This is a genomic window from Moorena sp. SIO4A5, from assembly GCF_010672005.1.
Classification (GTDB): domain Bacteria; phylum Cyanobacteriota; class Cyanobacteriia; order Cyanobacteriales; family Coleofasciculaceae; genus Moorena.
In genome coordinates this window covers 1-17,900 of the sequence record NZ_JAAHHZ010000087.1, presented here as the reverse complement: position 1 = coordinate 17,900, position 17,900 = coordinate 1, and the positions used below count along the sequence as shown (strand labels likewise).

Sequence of the window (17,900 nt, the reverse complement as noted above, 5' to 3'; positions counted from 1 at the left end):
TCTGTGATTAAATTAAATAACCAGGACTGGGTAAATGGTAAATTTTGTTAGCTGGAGAAATAAGGCCATGTCTGAGTCATTATTTGCTGATGCCAGTAAACGATTGCATAAATCACTGAAATATGTGTCAATTTCGGAGGATGCGATCGCACGCTTAAAATATCCCAAATCTAGTTTGAGCGTTTCCATCCCAGTCCGCATGGATGATGGCTCGTTACAGATGTTTCAGGGCTATCGGGTTCGCTATGACACCACCAGGGGACCAGCAAAAGGGGGAGTGCGCTACCATCCCAATGTTTGTTTAGATGAAGTCCAATCCTTAGCCTTTTGGATGACCTTTAAATGTGCTACCTTAAATTTGCCTTTCGGGGGTGGCAAAGGGGGAATTACTCTAAATCCTAAAGCCTTATCGAAGCTGGAGTTGGAACGGTTAAGTCGTGGTTACATCGATGCGATCGCAGATTTCATTGGGCCTGATATTGACATTCTCGCTCCCGACGTTTACACCAACTCCATGATTATGGGTTGGATGATGGATCAATACAGCGTCATTCGCCGTCAAATCAGTCCAGGGGTCGTCACAGGTAAACCCTTGGCCTTGGGAGGAAGTATTGGTCGCGATACCGCTACCGCCACTGGCGCGTTTTTTGTGATTGAATCCATTTTGCCCAAATTTGACCAACTGCCTCAAAATACCACCGTAGCCGTGCAAGGATTTGGTAATGCTGGTGCTGTGATAGCGCAACTGTTAGCTAAAGCTGGTTATAAAGTTGTGGCTGTCAGTGATTCTCAAGGGGGTATTTATGCCAAAAAAGGCTTAGATATTCCTAGTATTCGCCAATATAAAACATCGAGTCAAGGCATTAAAGCCGTTTACTGTAAAGGTAGCGTTTGCAATATTGTTGAGCATGAAGTCATTACTAATCAAGACCTTTTAGCCTTAGATGTGGATGTCTTGATTCCTGCTGCTTTGGAAAATCAAATCACTGAAGAAAACGTTGATAATATCAGAGCAAACTATATCTTTGAAGTAGCGAATGGACCAGTAACCTCGACAGCTGACAATCGTTTGGAAGAAAAAGGCATCTATGTTTTTCCTGACATATTGGTTAATGCTGGAGGTGTCACCGTTAGCTATTTTGAATGGTTACAAAACCGGAGTGGACACTATTGGAAGCTCGATGAAGTCCATCAGCGTCTGAAAGAGAAAATGGTGGAAGAAACCGAAACAATTTGGTCACTTTCTCAGGAGCTAGCGGTTTCCATGCGCACAGCTGCTTATGTTCATGCTTTGAATCGCCTGGGAGACTCCCTGGATGCTAAAGGAACTAGAGATTATTATTGTAAATAAATCCGAAAGGGGTGCATCTCCTAAAAGCTGTTTGAGCTGGTGGGTGGAATGGGCATCTTGGTGGAACGGGCATCTTGGTGGAACGGGCATCTTGGTGGAACGGGCATCTTGCCCATTTCATTCCCGGACAGAATGTGCCAACACTGGCTACTAATAAAATCAGGGTGAGCGGCTTCCTAACCTACCCTACGCCACATTTACCTTAAATGTCGGAATTCATCTCCCGCCATAATCTCTGATTTGGCGGTGAGATGAATTCCGACCAATAAAAAAGAATGCAGTATCTATGTTTATCAGGGTTTGTTTATGATAAAATTTTATCATGATTGTACGCGAAGCTAAATTATTAAACGGTTCTCAGTCTCAATATGCAAGACTTGACTCAGCTATAAGGACTGCACAGTTCATTAGGAATAAGGCAGTTAGACTATGGCTAGACGAGCCAGATGTGGACAAATCTCGTATCTCTCGTTTATGCAAAGAGTTAGCCCAACAATTCCCTTTTGCTAAAAAGCTTAACTCAATGGCTCGTCAAGCTTCAGGAGAAAGGGCTTGGAATTCAATATCTAGCTTCTATCGTCGTTGTCGTGAAGGAGCCAAAAACAAAGGTTATCCTCAGTTCAAAAAGTATTCTCGATCAGTTGAGTATAAAACCTCTGGCTGGAAACTTTCAGAGGACTGTTTAACCATTAATTTCACTGATGGATTTAAAGCGGGTCGGTTTTCTCTATTCTGTAATCATCAAACCAGAGAGGACTTATTCAGACTTAAAATTAACCGGGTACGAGTGGTTAGACGGGCTGATGGATATTATGCTCAATTCTGCTTTGATGCCAGTCGCTTTGAAGCGGGAAACTATACTGGAAATGTTGTCGGTATTGACTTAGGGTTGAAGTATTTCTACAAAGACCAAAATGACAATTCTGCCATCTATCCCAAGTATTTAAGACAAGCTGAGAAGCGGATTAAGAAACTACAGCGGCGGCTGTCAAGAAAGTTTTTCAAAGGCAAGAAGCCTCAATCAAACAACTACCACAAAGCCAGAATTAGACTGGGTAAAGCACATTTGAAGGTTCAAAGGCAGCGTAAAGACTGGGCAGTGAAGTTAGCTCGGTGCGTAGTCCACTCTAACGATGTGGTTGTCTATGAAGACCTCAAGATACAAAACATGGTCAGAAATCATCACTTGGCTAAGTCAATTTCTGATGCTTCGTGGTATCAATTCACTCAATGGTTAGACTATTTTGGGAAAGTTTGGGATAAAACAGTGATTGCTGTTGCACCGAATTATACATCTCAAGATTGTTCACATTGTGGTCATCGAGTGAAGAAATCTCTCAGCACTAGAACTCATCAATGTCCTAAATGCCAGACAGAAATTTGCCGTGATACAAATGCAGCATTAAACATTTTAAAGAAGGGCATGAAGATTCTAGGCATTGAGTGGAATACAGGTACTGAAGGGCATTCAGGAACCTCCGAGTATTCGGGAACGCTTGAGGAGACTACCACCTCTGCTGTAGATGGGCAACCTGAAACAGTAAGTGGTGTCGCTGAGTCAAGAATCACTGTTTGTGAGAATCCCGCGCTGTAATCTCTGATTCAGCGCCGGGAGTATGTCAATATAGCATTTCCAAATATATCATAAAAACTTATCACCAATCTAGTGATAAATCATGATCAAATATTTAATGGTTTGCTAATTATAACGTTTGAGACTTTTATAATTTTAGGAAGGGCGTTATCTAGTTAGCGATCGCATACAGCCCAGCAGAGCATATCGCCAACTTTTACAGACAACGATCAAAGGTTAATTTTCCCTCTGGTAGAGAAATGCAAATTACCAAATAGCAATCACAGCAAGACCTTGGTGATTTAATTAAAAATTATCAACAAATCCTTGACAAACCTCTTTTATTCAAAAGCACCTCAAATACCGTGCGCTATGGACATAAGCTGAATACTTACTTCCCAGGTAGCAGCCAGATCGATCTGATTGAAGATAGAAAACAGCTGATAGCTGACGTAGGGAGTAAACCCTAGAGTCAAGTTTTGTATGATTTAAGTTAAGTCTGCTAACTTAATCCTCTTGAATGCCATGACTGACAATGTTCTTGACGTCCGTAATCTGAAAGTCCAATTCCAAACCGATGTAAAACAGGTCACAGCCGTTGACAGCATTGACTTTCAACTGCGTCGAGGACAAACCCTAGGAATTGTGGGGGAGTCAGGTTCTGGGAAATCAGTCACGTCTTTGGCCATAATGGGTTTGATCCCCTATCCTGGTAAGGTTACCAATGGCGAGATTTATTTCCGACCCTCAACTCGGGAAAAAGGGGTGGATTTACTAGGGGTGAGTCCTGATCAAAAACAGTCCTACCGGGGTGGTCAAATCTCGATGATTTTTCAAGAACCGATGACCTCCCTTAACCCAGTTTATACCTGTGGGTTTCAACTGACAGAAGCAATTCTGCAACACCAGGATGTTTCCCTAAAAGAAGCAAGGCGTCAAGCCATGGCTCGTCTTCAAGAGGTCAAGCTACTCCCTAGCGACCAACAATTGAGGGAGACTTTTCTAGAGGAATTCCGTCGGGAGAACCCTGGTCAAGCTATACCGGGGGAACGGCTAATTAATCGTCACATTAACCAGCAAAAACGGGAAATATTAAAGCGCTATCCCCATGAACTGTCTGGTGGTCAATTGCAGCGGGTCATGATTGCGATCGCAATTTCTTGTAACCCTGATGTGTTGATTGCTGATGAACCCACTACTGCTCTCGATGTTACCGTACAGGCAACCATTCTGGATTTGCTCAGGGAGTTACGGGATACCCGAGGGATGTCCATGATTTTTATTACCCACGACTTAGGCGTGATTGCGGAAATTGCTGACAGCGTAGCGGTGATGTACCAAGGCAAAATTGTGGAAAGGGGTGATGTCTGGAAAATTTTCTCTGAACCAAACCATCCCTACACCAAGGGATTATTAGCCTGTCGCCCAACTCTCGACCAAACTATAACATACCTACCGACTGTTTCTGACTTCATGGAGGTGGTAACTACTCCTAGTGGAGAACAGGTGATCCGAGAAAAATCAAAAGGGTTGAATGTTGACCGGTTCCAGCTTCAAACTTCCTCAGATAACCTACCCTACGGGAACGCTAAAGGCGAACAACCTTCAAGCTTCCAACCTTCAACCTCCCAACCTTCAACCAAACAACCTTCAACCAAACAACCTTGGCCAAAAGGCCACGCTACGCGAACAACCTTCAACCAAACAACTACACCACCATTAGTTTCGGTGCGTAACTTACAGGTAGGCTTTCCCATTCGAGGCGTATTTGGCGGGACGAAACGCTATCTGATGGCAGTGAATGGAGTATCCTTTGATGTTTATCCTAGTGAAACCTTGGGCTTAGTGGGAGAATCCGGTTGTGGCAAATCTACCTTAGCACGAACATTGCTGCGCTTGATTGAACCAATGGGTGGAGAAGTAAACTTTGATGGTCAAGAAATTACCAAAATCAAGGGTATGGGTTTGCGGCAACTACGCCGTGAAATGCAAATTGTGTTTCAGAATCCCTTTAGTTCCCTCGACCCACGACTGAAGATTGGAGAAGCAGTGATGGAACCCCTATTGATTCATGATGTTGGGGGTAATAGTAAGGAAAAACGCGATCGCGTGGCTGAGTTGTTGGAGCGAGTGGATTTAAATCCTGACTGGATGAATCGCTATCCTCACGAATTTTCTGGAGGTCAGCGCCAGCGGGTTTGTATTGCTAGGGCACTCGCTCTTAATCCTAAGTTTATCATTTGTGATGAATCCGTTTCTGCTCTAGATGTTTCCGTACAGGCACAGGTCCTGAATTTGCTCAAACAATTGCAGGAGGATTTCGGCTTAACCTATATCTTCATTTCCCATGACTTGAGTGTAGTCAAGTTTATGAGCGATCGCATTATGGTAATGAACCAGGGCAAAATTGAAGAAATTGGTCCCGCTGACAATATTTATCGAGAACCGAAACAGGATTATACTCGTCAGCTGATTGCTTCTATTCCCACTGGTACTCTTGATCGGATTCAACAGCAGCAACACAGACGACAAGCTATGGAAATACCTGAGATTAGTGATCCATGGTCTGTTAATTCTGAGATTAGTGATCCATGGTCTGTTAATTAAGGGAAAGGTGATTTTTTTTAATTCAAAATGCTAAATAAAAATTCAAAATTACATAAGCTATCAGCTATCAGCGTGTCGCGTATCAGCTATCAGTATCGAAGTCTGTGCCACGAGTCATGGAATTTTCCCCAGACTCTCAATTCTCATGAATCTGGAATTATTAAATTATCTCGTTCTAGGTTTATTTTAAGCACCTCAAGTAGCGTGAGCTAAAAGCTCACGGCTGACGGCTTACAAAATTACTAGCCTTATAATTTTGAATTGTTGACAACGGATACAAGCCCCTGAATTCATTTCGGGGGTATTTTTTAATTTTGAATTGATAATTTATGGAGTTTAGACTATAGCGGTTTTTAGCCTAATGAGGTACACATTATTTTTTACCTGTTCCCTCTTCACCTCCTGGGAGGGTTTAGGGGTGGGTTAATCTTCCCTGTTACCTGTTCCCTAAAACCAGTAAATCTGTACCTCACATAATTGAAAAACGCTATAAACTACTTCAAGGACTTGCCCCCTAGTTCATCAGCTTGTAGGGTGGGCAAAAACAGTTTGGTTATTTTGAGTATTTTAGATAATAGAACTTTGCACACCCTACTTTAATTAGTATTTTTTTGACTATAGCTACTTTTAGTTAGAGTGCTCTTGCAGCCAGTTGAGTAAGTCATCACTGGTCTGAAAATCCCAGATGGCTTCTGATAAACCTTCTAGGTCTTGGTGGGTCAAGGCTTCGATTAATGCCAAGGCATTAGTTGTGAGTTTACCAAAACGGCTCTCAAGCAGTCGCAATAGTAAATTTCTTTCCCCTTCTTCTCGTCCTTCTCTTTTCGCGAAACTCAATGCACCTCGCGCGTCCTCCAAAGCCATCTCCTGTTTGCGGAGTTTTTCCACTTCTGAGACATTCAACCCCGCTTGATTTGCTATAGTTAAGGCTTTTTCTAGCTGTGGGATTTCCCTGAGCTGGTCAGGAATAATTTCTAAGTTGGGCGCTTCTTTGATAAAATAGATCCACTTATCTATCACACTTTCCAACTCTTCCAGTTGCTTAGTAAATTTCGGAAGTTCCACAAACACCAGCTTGTCTTTTAAATCCACTACATCCCCAGCACTATAGGGGTCAATAATTTCTAAATCCTGGATGACCGAGTTACCGGAGTAGATCATGGCATTTAGGAAAGAAATCAGAATATCCTTACTCTGATCTGAGCCAAAGATTTTCTTGAAAGCAAAGTCAGTTTTCGGGCTGATGAATCTCATGGTTTTACCGGGTTACAAGGTTTATATAGGGAGGAGGGAGTAGGGAGGAGGGAGTAGGGAATAGGGGGAATATAGCGCTACGCGCAAGGCAATTCGTGTGTTCACAACCCAGATACAAACGCTAAGTACCTGGACAAAAATAAACCTCACTTCTTGATGCAAAGCGCGAGTGGGGGAAACCCCCTGTTCCGAAGCTGCATCGCTGTATTAACTTGTGTAAAGTTGCCAAAAGTCCGTCTGCTCCCTGCTCCGAAGTCCCTGCTCCCTATTTCAACAGTTAATTTTACTTGTGTCCTACTACTTATATATCATAGTAACATAGGTAAAAGAGTTTACATTATGGGTTTAACTCCAGGATAATCTGATCATGAACAAGCAATTATTTTCTATAATTAAAATAACATCTATTATTTTGATTACTTGCGCTTTATGTCTAGAAATTTGGTATATTTATTTACAGCTAAATGATGGCTCTATACCAAGTAACCTCTATTCTGCATTGTGGCTAGCAAGTATCGCTTTAATCTCCCATTTTATTGAAGGTTTAATCGCTGCTTTTAAAGCTGACAGTTGTGATAAAAATCCTATAACCTATGGCATTTATACGTTTTTTGTCGGGTTTGTTGGATTGTGGGAATTATTTAATCCAACTTCAGAAAGTTCTAGTTATAAATAAACCGTTGTACTGGCTTATTCCCCGATCTCAAGAAAAAAATGATTAGTGTAACTGACCACTTAGAATTAAGCGACCGTATTTTAGCAAGAGCCATATCCACAGGGCAAACGCATCTTAAGATATGGGATGATGCACCTTGGCTGCATCATCCCATATCTTACGAACTAGGGCGCTCTAGCGGACGCGATCGCGAATAGTGCCCTTTTTCCCGACAGGTGGTGCTCGCGCCGCTAAGCTTGAGGTGGTTATAGGTAAAGATCGGGTGTTGCTGAATCAAGAAATGCCTTATAATTATATATAAGATGGGGTTCTTATAGTAATCTTGCCCCCCACACTCCCGACTCCCGACTCCCGACTCCCGACTCCCTTCTTATTAATACTCACCTACCGTGCCCGTAATTCTGTTTCTAGTTTCCCTAAATCCTCTTTCAGGAAAACCGTAAGTTGTCCAATGAAAGCCTTGCCGCTATCATTTTGGGTTATTTCTATCCAATAGCCGTATTGTTCTCCTAACAAAAGTTGACCCTGTTCAGCTGACCACAGTGGTAGGTTTTTTCGCCGTGATAAATCTAAGATTTCAGGAGTTGGATAGGTATATACAAACTGAGCGCTATTGTAATCTCGATAAATCTGTGGACCATAGACAGTGCGCAGAGATTCCTCCAGGCGTTCGAGGGTTACCCCATTAACTTGGTCATGGATAGCAATGCGTTCACTGCGAATCGTACTCCGGTCTTTTGGATAAGAGATGGTACCAGGAGGCAAGACCGTGGCTTGAAAGGTAAATCGTTCCCCAGCCGTATCACTTTTGCGAACTACTAAGCCATCTCCAATACCAGGCCGTAGAGTGGGGTGACCGTTAATCCATGCAGCAACTTGATCAGTTCTCTGACCAGGCAGGGCATTAACCGGATTGCCAGTTAGTGCGAATATAATGCCCAGTGATAGAAATGATCCTATTTTAATAACATTCATTGAGAGCACCTGTTAGCTGAGTTTTGGGTAAATCCTAGCATTTTGATACTCAAACAGAAAAACCCCGACCTCCAAAAGAAGTCGGGATGATTGTTACTAAAGAAAGATGGCTTTTAGAGCTGGTGGTGCGTTACGGGACAAGCTATCCCAACCCTGACTACCGTGAAAATGATGGCTAGCAGGTCCCTAACGCACCCTACGCACTATCTGCTGATAACTAACAGCTAATAGCTAATAGCAAACCCTAGAATCTATTACCTAGAATCTAAAGGTGGTACGGATGGCTCCGACCCAAATCGTATCATTGTCATCATCGTGATTAGGATTAAAAATCACGTAGGCTCCTGGAGTAATCGTGATGTTCTTGCTAATCGGGAATTTGTACTGTGCTTCAATCAGGTAAGAAGTATCATTATCTTCATCAGCACCATCAATTTCCGTAGCCTTAGGTGGCACACCTCCCGCAAAACTCAGCACAGCTCCCTCTTTGCCTAAATCCAGGAAAGACAGGTTAGCTGACCAAGTTAAGATTTCAGCATTGTCACCTTCTTCCACCGCACCATTATCATCTTCTGCGATCGCATCAACATAACCAAACCAACCGCCTAGGTGAATTTGTGAGCTCAGGCGAAGACTAGCTTGTGCTCCAAAGCGATTAGCAGAGGTAGCCGTCTCCCCAAAGGGTTGCTTGGCCAGGTCACTACCAGTGCTACCGGAAAGGTTGACATCCTCTCCTGGCTGGTAGCTACGGACGTAGGTCAAAGATATCTCCAAGTTATCAATCGGGGAAATACCCAATTGAGCGCCAGCGCTATAGGCACCATTGAACAATCCATCTCCCTCAGCAGGACTAGGCGCATCGCCATCATCAGCTAGATAAAGTAGTGATAGATTCAAGGCATCACTAAATTCATAGGTTAAACCGGCACCAGCCCCCTCTGGTCCGCGATGGGTTACAGGGTTACGGCGGACAAACCGCGATAAGCCACCAGTGCCACTGCTTTCCAGGAAGGGGTTTATCGGGTCAAAAGGGTCATCCAAGGCAAGCCCAGATGTTCCCACATAAGCCGTGGTTTTTGTACCAATGGGGAAACGGTAGAACACGTCAGGAATTTCAACATCGTTGCCACTATCCGCATCATGACCCAAGCGAGCCATGTCGGTACCGGTCACATCACTGAGTTGAGTAAAGTTTCCTGCCTCCAAACGAATTCTCAACCGGTCTTTCCCGGTGAAGCTGGTATTTAAGTTCAAACGTACCCGGTTGCTTAAGGTAATGTTTTCATCAATATCATTCCCACTACCATCAGCTTGTTCATCCCCAAAGGCACCAGCGAAGGTAAAGATCACCTCCCCTTGTAGTTTGGTGGTAGTTGAGAACTGATGGTCTTCTAGGAAAGCCACCCGACCTTCTAAGTTATCCACCCGTGCCCCTAGGGTAGCCAATTCGGATTCAAACTCTTGAATCAGCCGTTGCAGGGTTTCCAGGTCCTCCCGGGTAATAAAATCCGCCGTGCTCGCCGCAATTAACCGCTCAATCTGGTTCAAGCAAGCATTCAAACCAGCCGCAAATTCATAACGGGTAGTTGCCCGGTTTCCACGGAATGTGCGGTTAGGATAACCAGCGATACAACCATAGCGTTCTACCAGAGAGCGCAGAGCTTCATAGGCCCAGTCACCAGGAGATACGTCCCGCAGTTGGGAAACACTGGTGACCTGGTCGATGGAATCGACATCCGTGCCCTCGTTGTTGTAGATATTGATTTGTTTTAAAATTTCCGAGTTAGACTCACTGGTAGCCTGGGCAACGGTTAGATCTTGTGGAGCCAGTTGAGTTTCAGTAGAAGATGCCTCAAGGCTGGGAGCACCATAGGCACTGTTAGCGACCAGCAGTGAAGCCCCTAGCAAAGCGGGGCTATATTTGATCGTATTCCAAAAAATTGTTGACATGATTTCTCAATCAACCTCACACCTAGTAGACGACACGATTTGACTCAACTGAGTCCGCAATTTTTTCCTTATAACCACTAAAATTAGTTAGGTCTAAGACAACTCTGGATTAAGATATCATTTTTTGTGTGATTTTTCGAGAAAGATACTCATCCTCGATTTTAGTCACTTAAAATACCAATTTTCTTAAGCAACAGAGTAATGGGTTTCTGTGGGAAGTGCGATTATAGGGAGTAAGGTTGAAGGGGAGGTAAGGCTTTCTCTTAAACTAGTCCTAAACTAGTAAGGTATCTGCTGATCACTGACAGCAGATACCTTACTAGCAAACCTTAGAATTTTTACCTAGAATTTTTACCTACAATGTTTCCCTAGAACTTAAAAGTGGTACGGATTGCTCCAACCCAAATCGTATCATTGTCATCATCGTGATTAGGATTGAAAATCACGTAGGCTCCTGGAGTAATCAGGATGTTCTTGGTAATCGGGAATTTGTACTGTGCCTCAATCAGGTAGGAAGTATCATCATCGTCACTAGCACCATCAATGTCGGTAGCCTTAGGTGGCATACCCCCGGCAATACTGAACACAGCTCCCTCTTTGCCAAAATCGATGAAAGACAGGTTGGCTGCCCAAGTGACAATGTCAGCATTGTCACCCTCTTCCACCGTACCATTATCATCTTCCGCTTCAGCATCAATATAACCAAACCAACCGCCGAGATGAATTTGTTCGGTCAGGCGAAAACTGGCTTGTGCTCCTAAGCGATTAGCCGAGGTAGGCACGCCATTGCCGAAGGGGCGCTTAGCTAAGGGACTACCAGTGCTACCGGAAAGATTGATATCCCCTTCTCGCTGGTAGCTACGGACGTAGATCAAAGATAGATCCAAGTTATCAATCGGTGAAATAGCCAGTTCAGCACCAGCACTATAGGAACCATTGAACAATCCTAAGCCCTCACCGGGATTAGGCGCATCACCATCATCAGCTAGATAAAGTACTGATAGTTTCAAGGCATCACTAAATTTATAGCTGAAACCGGCACCAGCTCCCTCTGCTCCGCGAAGGGTTAGGGGGTTACGGCGGACAAACCGGGATAAGCCACCACTGCCACTGCTTCCCAGGAAGGGGTTGGTCGGGTTGAAAATGTTATTCAAGTCAAGGCCAGAGGTTCCCACATAACCCCTGAATTTCTTACCAATCGGGAAACGGTAGTACAAGTCATTAATCTCAACATCGTTACCACCACCGGCATCATGACCCAAGCGAGCCATGTCGGTACCAGTCACACCAGCGAGACTAGTAAAGTTTCCTGCCTGCAAACGAGTTCTCAACCGGTCTTTACCGGTGAAGCTGGTATCGAAGTTCAGACGTACCCGGTTACTTAAGGTAATGTTTTCATCAATACCATCTCCACTACCATCAGCTTTTTCATCCCCAAAGGCACCAGCGAAGGTAAACAGAACCTCCCCTTTGAGTTTGGTGGTGGTAGAGAACTGATGGTCTTCTAGGAAAGCCACCCGACCTTCTAGGTTATCCACCCGTGCCCCTAGGGTAGCCAATTCGGATTCAAACTCTTGAATCAGCCGTTGCAGGGTTTCCAGGTCCTCCCGGGTAATAAAGTCAGCGGTGCTAGCTGCAATTAACCGCTCAATCTGGTTCAAGCAAGCATTCAAACCAGCCGCAAACTCATAACGGGTAGTTGCCCGGTTTCCACGGAATGTGCGGTTAGGATAACCAGCAATACAGCCATACCGTTCTACCAGAGAGCGCAAAGCTTCATAGGCCCAGTCACCAGGAGATACGTCCCGCAGTTGGGAAACACTGGTGACCTGGTCTATCGAATCTACATCCTTGCCCTCGTTGTTGTAGATATTGATTTGTTGTAGAATTTCCGAGTTAGACTCACCAGTAGCCTGGGCAACGGTTAGCTCTTGTGGAGCCACTTGAGCTTCAGTAGAAGATTCCTCAAGGCTGGGAGCACCATAGGCGCTGTTAGCCACCAGCAGTGAAGCCCCTAGCACAGCGGGACTATATTTGATCGTATTCCAAAAAACTGTTGACATGATTTCTCAATCAACCTCACACCTAGTAGACAACACGATTGGACTCAACGCAGTCCGTCACTTTTTCCTACAACCACTAAAATTCGTTAGTTATAGGACAACTCTGGATTAGCATATCATTTTTTGTGTGCTCAGAGGAGCTAGCTTTTCGAGAAAAATACTCGATTGTAGTGACGTACGATACCAATGTTTTTAAGCAACAGAGCAATAGCTGTCTGTGCGCTCTAGATTTTACCGGTTGAGGTTGAAGAGGAGGTAAGGCTTTGGTAATACTCAGGTTAAGAAGGACGCTTTTATGTTTACGGCTAGCATATTATCTGGCTAGAATATGGTATAGCAATCCTAATTGCAACGTCAACAAGCAAGGGGAGCAAATTCTTACCCATTGTTGCCCTCTTGGTTTGTTATGGTATGTAAAAACTCAGATTGGATTGCTATCTAAGCAGTGAACCTAACGGCCAGGAGTAACTCCTGAACGTTGACCAGTGACAATATAAGAGACTCGTTGACCGATATTGGTAGCATGGTCAGCCATTCGTTCTAAATGGCGAATCACTAGTCCCAGTAAAAGAATTGGTTCAACAACACCCTTGATATCCCTTTGACTGGCCAAGGTTTGATAAACTTGGTCATAGGCATCATCGACTGTGTCGTCCAGCTTTTTGACGGTTTGCCCAGCAATGGCATCTAAATCCGCTAGGGCTTTTAAACTTGTTGCCAGCATAGCTTGGGCATGATGAGACATCAGTTCAACCTCTGGCATACAGGGATGGGGTGGATAAGGAAACAGCTTGATTGATAGTTCTCCCAGGTCTTCAGCATAATCACCAATGCGCTCTAAATCTCGTACTAGTTGCATAAAGGCACTCAGAAGCCGTAAATCTTGGGCAACGGGAGATTGCAGAGCCATTAGCGTGACACATTCCATCTCAATTTGGTGATAGTAGCCATCAATGCGCTTATCAAGAGAGGCAAGATGTTGGGCAGTCTCGAGATTGCGCTCAAAGAGCGCTTGATGGCTGAGTCGAAAAGATTGCTCTACCAGAGCCCCCATACGCAGAACATCTTGTGCCAAACGCTTCAGAGAGCGCTGGAAGTGGGAACGCTCAGACATGTTGCTGACAGAACTAGTAGGAGAAGATAAACTCACCATAAAATAGGGGTTGGTAAGGGAAGGCTGGAAGCCCCTGTCCTTTACATTTATGCATGGGTAAGAAAGCACTTAACATAAATAACTGCCCAACAGGACATCTTGATTAGATGCGTTCGCGTAGCGTGGCCAAAGGCCAATCGCGCTTAGCCATCCTTCCGGTGAACAAATTAACAGGCAGTATTTCAATGAAAGTTTTAGGGGTTACAGGTTAGCCGAATACAGGTTAGCTGGTTAGCTGGTTAGCTGGTTAGCTGGTTAGCTGGTTACAGGTTATTAAACCTTGGCCTATTGGCCACGCTACGGGAACAACCAAACAACTTTTAACCTTTAACCTTGGCCTTGGCCTTTGGGCTACGCTACGCGAATGGCCACGCTACGGGAACAACCTTTAACTTTCAACCTTTAACCTTTAACCAAACAACCTACCAGGGCGAGCAGGATAAGACACTATAACACTAAGTAATAGCAAATTGAATCAACCTTTGGTGGTATCTGGAAGTGCAATTTCTATACAGGCACCACCTGTTTCCCAGTGATTGCTGGCTAGGATAGAGCCACCGTGAGCTTCAATAATTTGCTGCACAATGGATAGTCCTAGACCACTGCCACCACGAACAGGTAAGGAGTCTCCATTACTATAATTAGTCTGCTCTCTGGCTCTTGACTGATCTCCCCGGTAAAGTCGCTCAAAGACACGGGGTAAATCTGACTCGGCAAAACCATCTCCTGCATCGATCACCTTAATTTGAATCCAAGTATCGCAAACAGCCGCCTTCTGGGAAGATATAGCATTAACCTCAACTCGAATGGCAGCCTGAGATGGGCTGTGTTTAATACTGTTGTCAAATAAATTCAGAAACACCTGAGTCAGGCGAGAGGGATCAGCTTGCAGATACACTTGATTAGGTCCATTATAGGCAAGGGTTAAGTCTTTCTGTTGGGCTAGGAGTTCTAAGGTTTGCCAGACCCTAAAAATTAAACTCTTTAGTTCTATGGATTGACAGTTAAGATGTAGAGTGGGGTCTTGCTTGAGTTTACTAATTTCCAGCCAATCTTCCACAAGCTGAATCAGCCGTTTGACTTCTGCGAGCATTTTCTCGACCCAGCGGCTTTCCTGAGGCTCCAGACGGCTCTGTAAGGTTTCCGCCACTAAACTAATGGAGGTTAAAGGGGTTCTTAGTTCGTGGGCTAAATCCCCAAACCACTGGTTGCGAGACTCAGCCAGTTCTACCAAAGGTTGTTGGTTTTCCAGAAACACACCAACTTGTTTATGGGGTAATGGCCAACTGGAAGCTCTTAGATAAAGCGATCGCATTTCACCCATGGCCTCCCCATTTAAGCAACTGGGGTGAAATACCCATTCACAGATCCCAGGTTGCTGCTGCTGACGGGTAGTTTGAATCAGCTGATCTAATTCGTAGGAACGCACCCACTCCAGGAATAACCGGATTTCTCCTGATTCCCAGTGATGAATATGTAATAACTGACGCGCTTGCTGGTTGCACCAGAGTAACTGGTTTTCTTCATCCACCAGAAAATAACCTAAGGGTGCTACCTGAACTACTCCCTGCCACGTTTGCAGTTCTTGCTCGATCTGTTCTCGTTGATGATTGGCTCTTGCGATCGCTTGCCGCAAACGAGAAACTGCCGACAACGAGTTGCTGGTAGCATCCGCCTGTAGTGTTCCCAGCATTTGCTGTAGCCGTCGTTTGAGTTGGTGCTGCTGCCACAGCCACAGCCCAATTCCCAAAGCCAGACCTAGTAAAAATGCTAGGATTATCATAACAAAAAAACAATATGAAGTATGAAGGACTTCGTACTTTATACTACTTTATCCTTTATCTATGCTTCATATTTCATTCATTATTTATCCTTGATTCTTGATATTTTCTCTATCCTTTCTCTATCCTTTCTCTATCCTTGATTATTTATCCAAACCGATAACCAAAACCGCGTACAGTGATCAGGTATTCTGGTTTACTAGGGTCTTCCTCTAATTTTTCCCGTAACCAGCGAATATGAACATCGACGGTTTTAGTATCTCCCACAAAATCCATTCCCCATACTTGATCAATTAATTGCTCCCGAGACCAAACTCGGCGGGGATTATTGATAAATAACTCCAAAAGTCGAAACTCTTTGGGAGATAAATTAACGTCTTCTCCCCGAACCATCACCCGACACTCTTGGGGGTACAGCTTGATCTCTCGGAATTGCTGCACTGGTGTTGGAGTCATACCATTCAAGTGTTGGCGACGAATTAAGGCTCGGCAACGAGCAATCAACTCCCGCATACTGAACGGTTTAGTGAGGTAGTCGTCTGCACCAACTTCCAAACCTAAAACCCGATCCGTTTCACTAGCTTTGGCACTCAGAATCAGGATAGGAATGGGATTTCCTCGATAACGTAGCAACCGACACAGATCTAAACCATTAACCTGAGGTAACATTAGGTCTAATATGAGCAAATCCACAGAGTAACCAGTTTGATCGGTATCCTGAAGCATACTCAAAGCTGTAGCACCGTCCGCAGCACTGAATACCTCGTAACCTTCTTCTTCCAGGGCTAGGACGATCATTTCTCGGATTAGTTCTTCGTCTTCCACCACTAAGACTTGTTTAGCCTTTGTCAGCTCAGAAGTGGAAGTACTGTGGGGTATGTCGAGAGCAAGCATAAAGTAAGAAAAGTTGGTAACTGAGGTTACACGTCAAGATATACAAGTAGTACCACGCATCTGTCAATCAGAATATTGACTTAATCATCAATTAACCTTATTTTTACCACAATCTTATCTGGCTGCGGATAGATTATGGAGCCATTTTGCCTAATTGAGAGAAAATTAACCGAAAATCCCAGGTAGTATAGCGCTACGCGCAAGTCAGCAAGGTTCTTGCGTCAGAAGTCAAAAGTAAGCTATGACTAAGTTTCGGAGTTTAGGAATGTCCTAATATTAATGGGTAGTGCTATATGATATGCAAACAAAACCTTGGCCTATTGGCCACGCAATCGCGTTCAACCTTATAACCTTCAACCTTATAACCTTGGCCTATTGGCCACGCAATCACGTTCAACCTTCAACCTTATAACCTTCAACCTCTACACCTACTTGAAACGAGAGGTTTGGCAGATATCACAACTACTAACCCTCTAAGAGGATTAACCATGCTGTTACACTTGAGTACTTGGACAGAAATTGAAGCTTACCTAAAGCAATCACCAGGGATTATTCTGCCCATTGGTTCAACGGAACAACATGGACCAACTGGTTTGATTGGCACCGACGCAATATGTGCAGAAGCGATCGCAAAAGGTGTCTCTGAAGCAACCAATGCCCTAGTTGCTCCAACCATTAATGTCGGGATGGCGCTACACCACACGGCTTTTCCCGGTAGCATCAGCTTGAAACCTAGTACATTAATTCAGGTGCTCAAAGACTACCTGACTTGCTTGACTAGAGCTGGGTTTACCAAGTTTTTCTTTATCAATGGTCATGGGGGTAATATCGCTACCCTTAAAGCAGCGTTTTCTGAAAGTTACGCCCACTTGAGTGATTTACAGATTCCTAATGGGGAAACGGTTCAGTGTCGGCTAGCTAATTGGTTTATGTGCCGTTCTGTATATAAATTAGCTAAGGAATTGTATGGGGATCAAGAAGGTTCCCATGCTACTCCTTCTGAGGTAGCACTTACCCAATATGTCTATCCCGAAGCGATTAAACAAGCACCCCTCTCAGAAACCGTTGCGTCTGGACACCCCATTTATGGAGCCGCAGATTTTCGTCGCCGTTATCCCGATGGTCGTATGGGGTCTAATCCAGCCTTAGCAACACCGCAACATGGTAAGCAGTTTTATGAGTTGGCAGTCAAGGAGTTGAGTGGTAGTTATTTGGAGTTTCTGGCTGCAGAGTGAATCGGAATTGGGAATCGGGAATCGGGAATCGGGAATCGGGAATCAGTTATATAACTGGACTTGATCTTAGATCTGATCCGATACTTTTTAGCTACCAGAATCTACCAAAAGTAAATCTTGGCTCACTAATGCAAGTTGATTTCTCAACCAGGGTGTATCTACCAAGGCTCGCAAGAATATCCCACGAGCGCCGTTAATGTCCCGATCCATCCTTCGGCCATCAACTAGTGATTTAATAATGCGACTTCCGCCTATATTTACCAATTCACCTGTCCAACTAACAGTCTTACTAGTATAGGCTTCACAGACATCCACCACCGTCTTCCCGGTCTCTTGAGCTTTGTGCTTCAAGAATTCCTTAAAGCGATAGTGGGCGAATGTCAGCATA

General features: G+C 44.3%; 16 protein-coding genes. 8 read left to right on the top strand and 8 right to left on the bottom strand.

What is annotated here, in order from left to right:
* Positions 1-67: 67 nt before the first annotated feature.
* From F6K57_RS23395 to F6K57_RS23380, 4 genes are all read left to right on the top strand, one after another.
* Positions 68-1,351, top strand: a complete 1,284-nt coding sequence (locus F6K57_RS23395; RefSeq protein ID WP_293070953.1) for a Glu/Leu/Phe/Val dehydrogenase — start codon at positions 68-70, stop codon at positions 1,349-1,351.
* A 31-nt stretch (positions 1,352-1,382) separates the two neighbouring features.
* Positions 1,383-1,505, top strand: a complete 123-nt coding sequence (locus F6K57_RS23390; protein WP_293070941.1) for a hypothetical protein — start codon at positions 1,383-1,385, stop codon at positions 1,503-1,505.
* A gap of 168 nt (positions 1,506-1,673) precedes the next feature.
* Positions 1,674-2,945 (top strand): transposase, encoded by a 1,272-nt coding sequence (locus tag F6K57_RS23385; protein WP_293070939.1) that lies wholly within the window; start codon positions 1,674-1,676, stop codon positions 2,943-2,945.
* 504 nt (positions 2,946-3,449) lie between these two features.
* Positions 3,450-5,531 carry an ABC transporter ATP-binding protein gene (locus tag F6K57_RS23380; RefSeq protein WP_293070937.1) on the top strand — a complete coding sequence of 694 codons (2,082 nt, stop codon included), beginning with the start codon at positions 3,450-3,452 and terminating at the stop codon, positions 5,529-5,531.
* A 627-nt stretch (positions 5,532-6,158) separates the two neighbouring features.
* Here F6K57_RS23380 and F6K57_RS23375 read toward each other — a convergent pair.
* Complete coding sequence (locus F6K57_RS23375; RefSeq protein ID WP_293023895.1) at positions 6,159-6,785, bottom strand: PD-(D/E)XK nuclease family transposase; 627 nt, start codon at positions 6,783-6,785, stop codon at positions 6,159-6,161.
* Between the two features lie 367 nt (positions 6,786-7,152).
* Here F6K57_RS23375 and F6K57_RS23370 point away from each other — a divergent pair, with 367 nt between their 5' ends.
* Together F6K57_RS23370 and F6K57_RS23365 are read left to right on the top strand one after the other, a co-directional pair.
* A complete protein-coding gene (locus tag F6K57_RS23370) occupies positions 7,153-7,461 on the top strand; it encodes a hypothetical protein (RefSeq protein ID WP_293070935.1) in 309 nt (102 codons plus the stop codon).
* Positions 7,462-7,499: 38 nt separating this feature from the next.
* Positions 7,500-7,658 carry a hypothetical protein gene (locus tag F6K57_RS23365; protein ID WP_293023899.1) on the top strand — a complete coding sequence of 53 codons (159 nt, stop codon included), beginning with the start codon at positions 7,500-7,502 and terminating at the stop codon, positions 7,656-7,658.
* Positions 7,659-7,845: 187 nt separating this feature from the next.
* On the opposite strand, the gene F6K57_RS23360 is transcribed toward F6K57_RS23365, so the two are convergent.
* From F6K57_RS23360 to F6K57_RS23335, 6 genes are all read right to left on the bottom strand, one after another.
* A complete protein-coding gene (locus F6K57_RS23360; RefSeq protein ID WP_293070933.1) occupies positions 7,846-8,436 on the bottom strand; it encodes a hypothetical protein in 591 nt (196 codons plus the stop codon).
* A gap of 258 nt (positions 8,437-8,694) precedes the next feature.
* Positions 8,695-10,386, bottom strand: a complete 1,692-nt coding sequence (locus F6K57_RS23355; RefSeq protein WP_293042401.1) for an iron uptake porin — start codon at positions 10,384-10,386, stop codon at positions 8,695-8,697.
* Positions 10,387-10,754: 368 nt separating this feature from the next.
* Complete coding sequence (locus F6K57_RS23350) at positions 10,755-12,449, bottom strand: iron uptake porin (protein WP_293070931.1); 1,695 nt, start codon at positions 12,447-12,449, stop codon at positions 10,755-10,757.
* A 451-nt stretch (positions 12,450-12,900) separates the two neighbouring features.
* Complete coding sequence (gene phoU, locus F6K57_RS23345; RefSeq protein WP_293023907.1) at positions 12,901-13,602, bottom strand: phosphate signaling complex protein PhoU; 702 nt, start codon at positions 13,600-13,602, stop codon at positions 12,901-12,903.
* 475 nt (positions 13,603-14,077) lie between these two features.
* Positions 14,078-15,385, bottom strand: a complete 1,308-nt coding sequence (locus F6K57_RS23340; RefSeq protein ID WP_293070928.1) for a PAS domain-containing sensor histidine kinase — start codon at positions 15,383-15,385, stop codon at positions 14,078-14,080.
* A gap of 145 nt (positions 15,386-15,530) precedes the next feature.
* On the bottom strand, positions 15,531-16,277 hold the full coding sequence (locus F6K57_RS23335) for a response regulator transcription factor (protein ID WP_293023909.1): 747 nt from the start codon (positions 16,275-16,277) through the stop codon (positions 15,531-15,533).
* Positions 16,278-16,589: 312 nt separating this feature from the next.
* On the opposite strand from F6K57_RS23335, the gene F6K57_RS23330 reads away from it, so the two are divergent.
* Both F6K57_RS23330 and F6K57_RS23325 read left to right on the top strand, forming a co-directional pair.
* The gene (locus F6K57_RS23330) at positions 16,590-16,754 is read left to right on the top strand and encodes a hypothetical protein (protein WP_293023910.1); all 165 of its coding nucleotides are present in this window, start codon (positions 16,590-16,592) and stop codon (positions 16,752-16,754) included.
* A gap of 11 nt (positions 16,755-16,765) precedes the next feature.
* Positions 16,766-17,512, top strand: coding sequence for a creatininase family protein (locus F6K57_RS23325; RefSeq protein WP_293023911.1), 747 nt, complete (start codon positions 16,766-16,768; stop codon positions 17,510-17,512).
* An 87-nt stretch (positions 17,513-17,599) separates the two neighbouring features.
* On the opposite strand, the gene F6K57_RS23320 is transcribed toward F6K57_RS23325, so the two are convergent.
* Positions 17,600-17,900 (bottom strand): zinc ribbon domain-containing protein (locus F6K57_RS23320; protein ID WP_293070926.1); only part of this gene is annotated, 301 nt, incomplete at its 5' end.

Bases quoted from the DNA above. Each gene is read 5' to 3' on its own strand.
- F6K57_RS23350 (WP_293070931.1), bottom strand. From the start codon at position 12,449: ATGTCAACAGTTTTTTGGAATACGATCAAATATAGTCCCGCTGTGCTA.
- F6K57_RS23370 (WP_293070935.1), top strand. From the start codon at position 7,153: ATGAACAAGCAATTATTTTCTATAATTAAAATAACATCTATTATTTTG.
- phoU (WP_293023907.1), bottom strand. From the start codon at position 13,602: ATGGTGAGTTTATCTTCTCCTACTAGTTCTGTCAGCAACATGTCTGAG.
- F6K57_RS23375 (WP_293023895.1), bottom strand. From the start codon at position 6,785: ATGAGATTCATCAGCCCGAAAACTGACTTTGCTTTCAAGAAAATCTTT.
- F6K57_RS23360 (WP_293070933.1), bottom strand. From the start codon at position 8,436: ATGAATGTTATTAAAATAGGATCATTTCTATCACTGGGCATTATATTC.
- F6K57_RS23355 (WP_293042401.1), bottom strand. From the start codon at position 10,386: ATGTCAACAATTTTTTGGAATACGATCAAATATAGCCCCGCTTTGCTA.
- F6K57_RS23380 (WP_293070937.1), top strand. From the start codon at position 3,450: ATGACTGACAATGTTCTTGACGTCCGTAATCTGAAAGTCCAATTCCAA.
- F6K57_RS23335 (WP_293023909.1), bottom strand. From the start codon at position 16,277: ATGCTTGCTCTCGACATACCCCACAGTACTTCCACTTCTGAGCTGACA.
- F6K57_RS23395 (WP_293070953.1), top strand. From the start codon at position 68: ATGTCTGAGTCATTATTTGCTGATGCCAGTAAACGATTGCATAAATCA.
- F6K57_RS23340 (WP_293070928.1), bottom strand. From the start codon at position 15,385: ATGATAATCCTAGCATTTTTACTAGGTCTGGCTTTGGGAATTGGGCTG.
- F6K57_RS23325 (WP_293023911.1), top strand. From the start codon at position 16,766: ATGCTGTTACACTTGAGTACTTGGACAGAAATTGAAGCTTACCTAAAG.
- F6K57_RS23365 (WP_293023899.1), top strand. From the start codon at position 7,500: ATGATTAGTGTAACTGACCACTTAGAATTAAGCGACCGTATTTTAGCA.
- F6K57_RS23385 (WP_293070939.1), top strand. From the start codon at position 1,674: ATGATTGTACGCGAAGCTAAATTATTAAACGGTTCTCAGTCTCAATAT.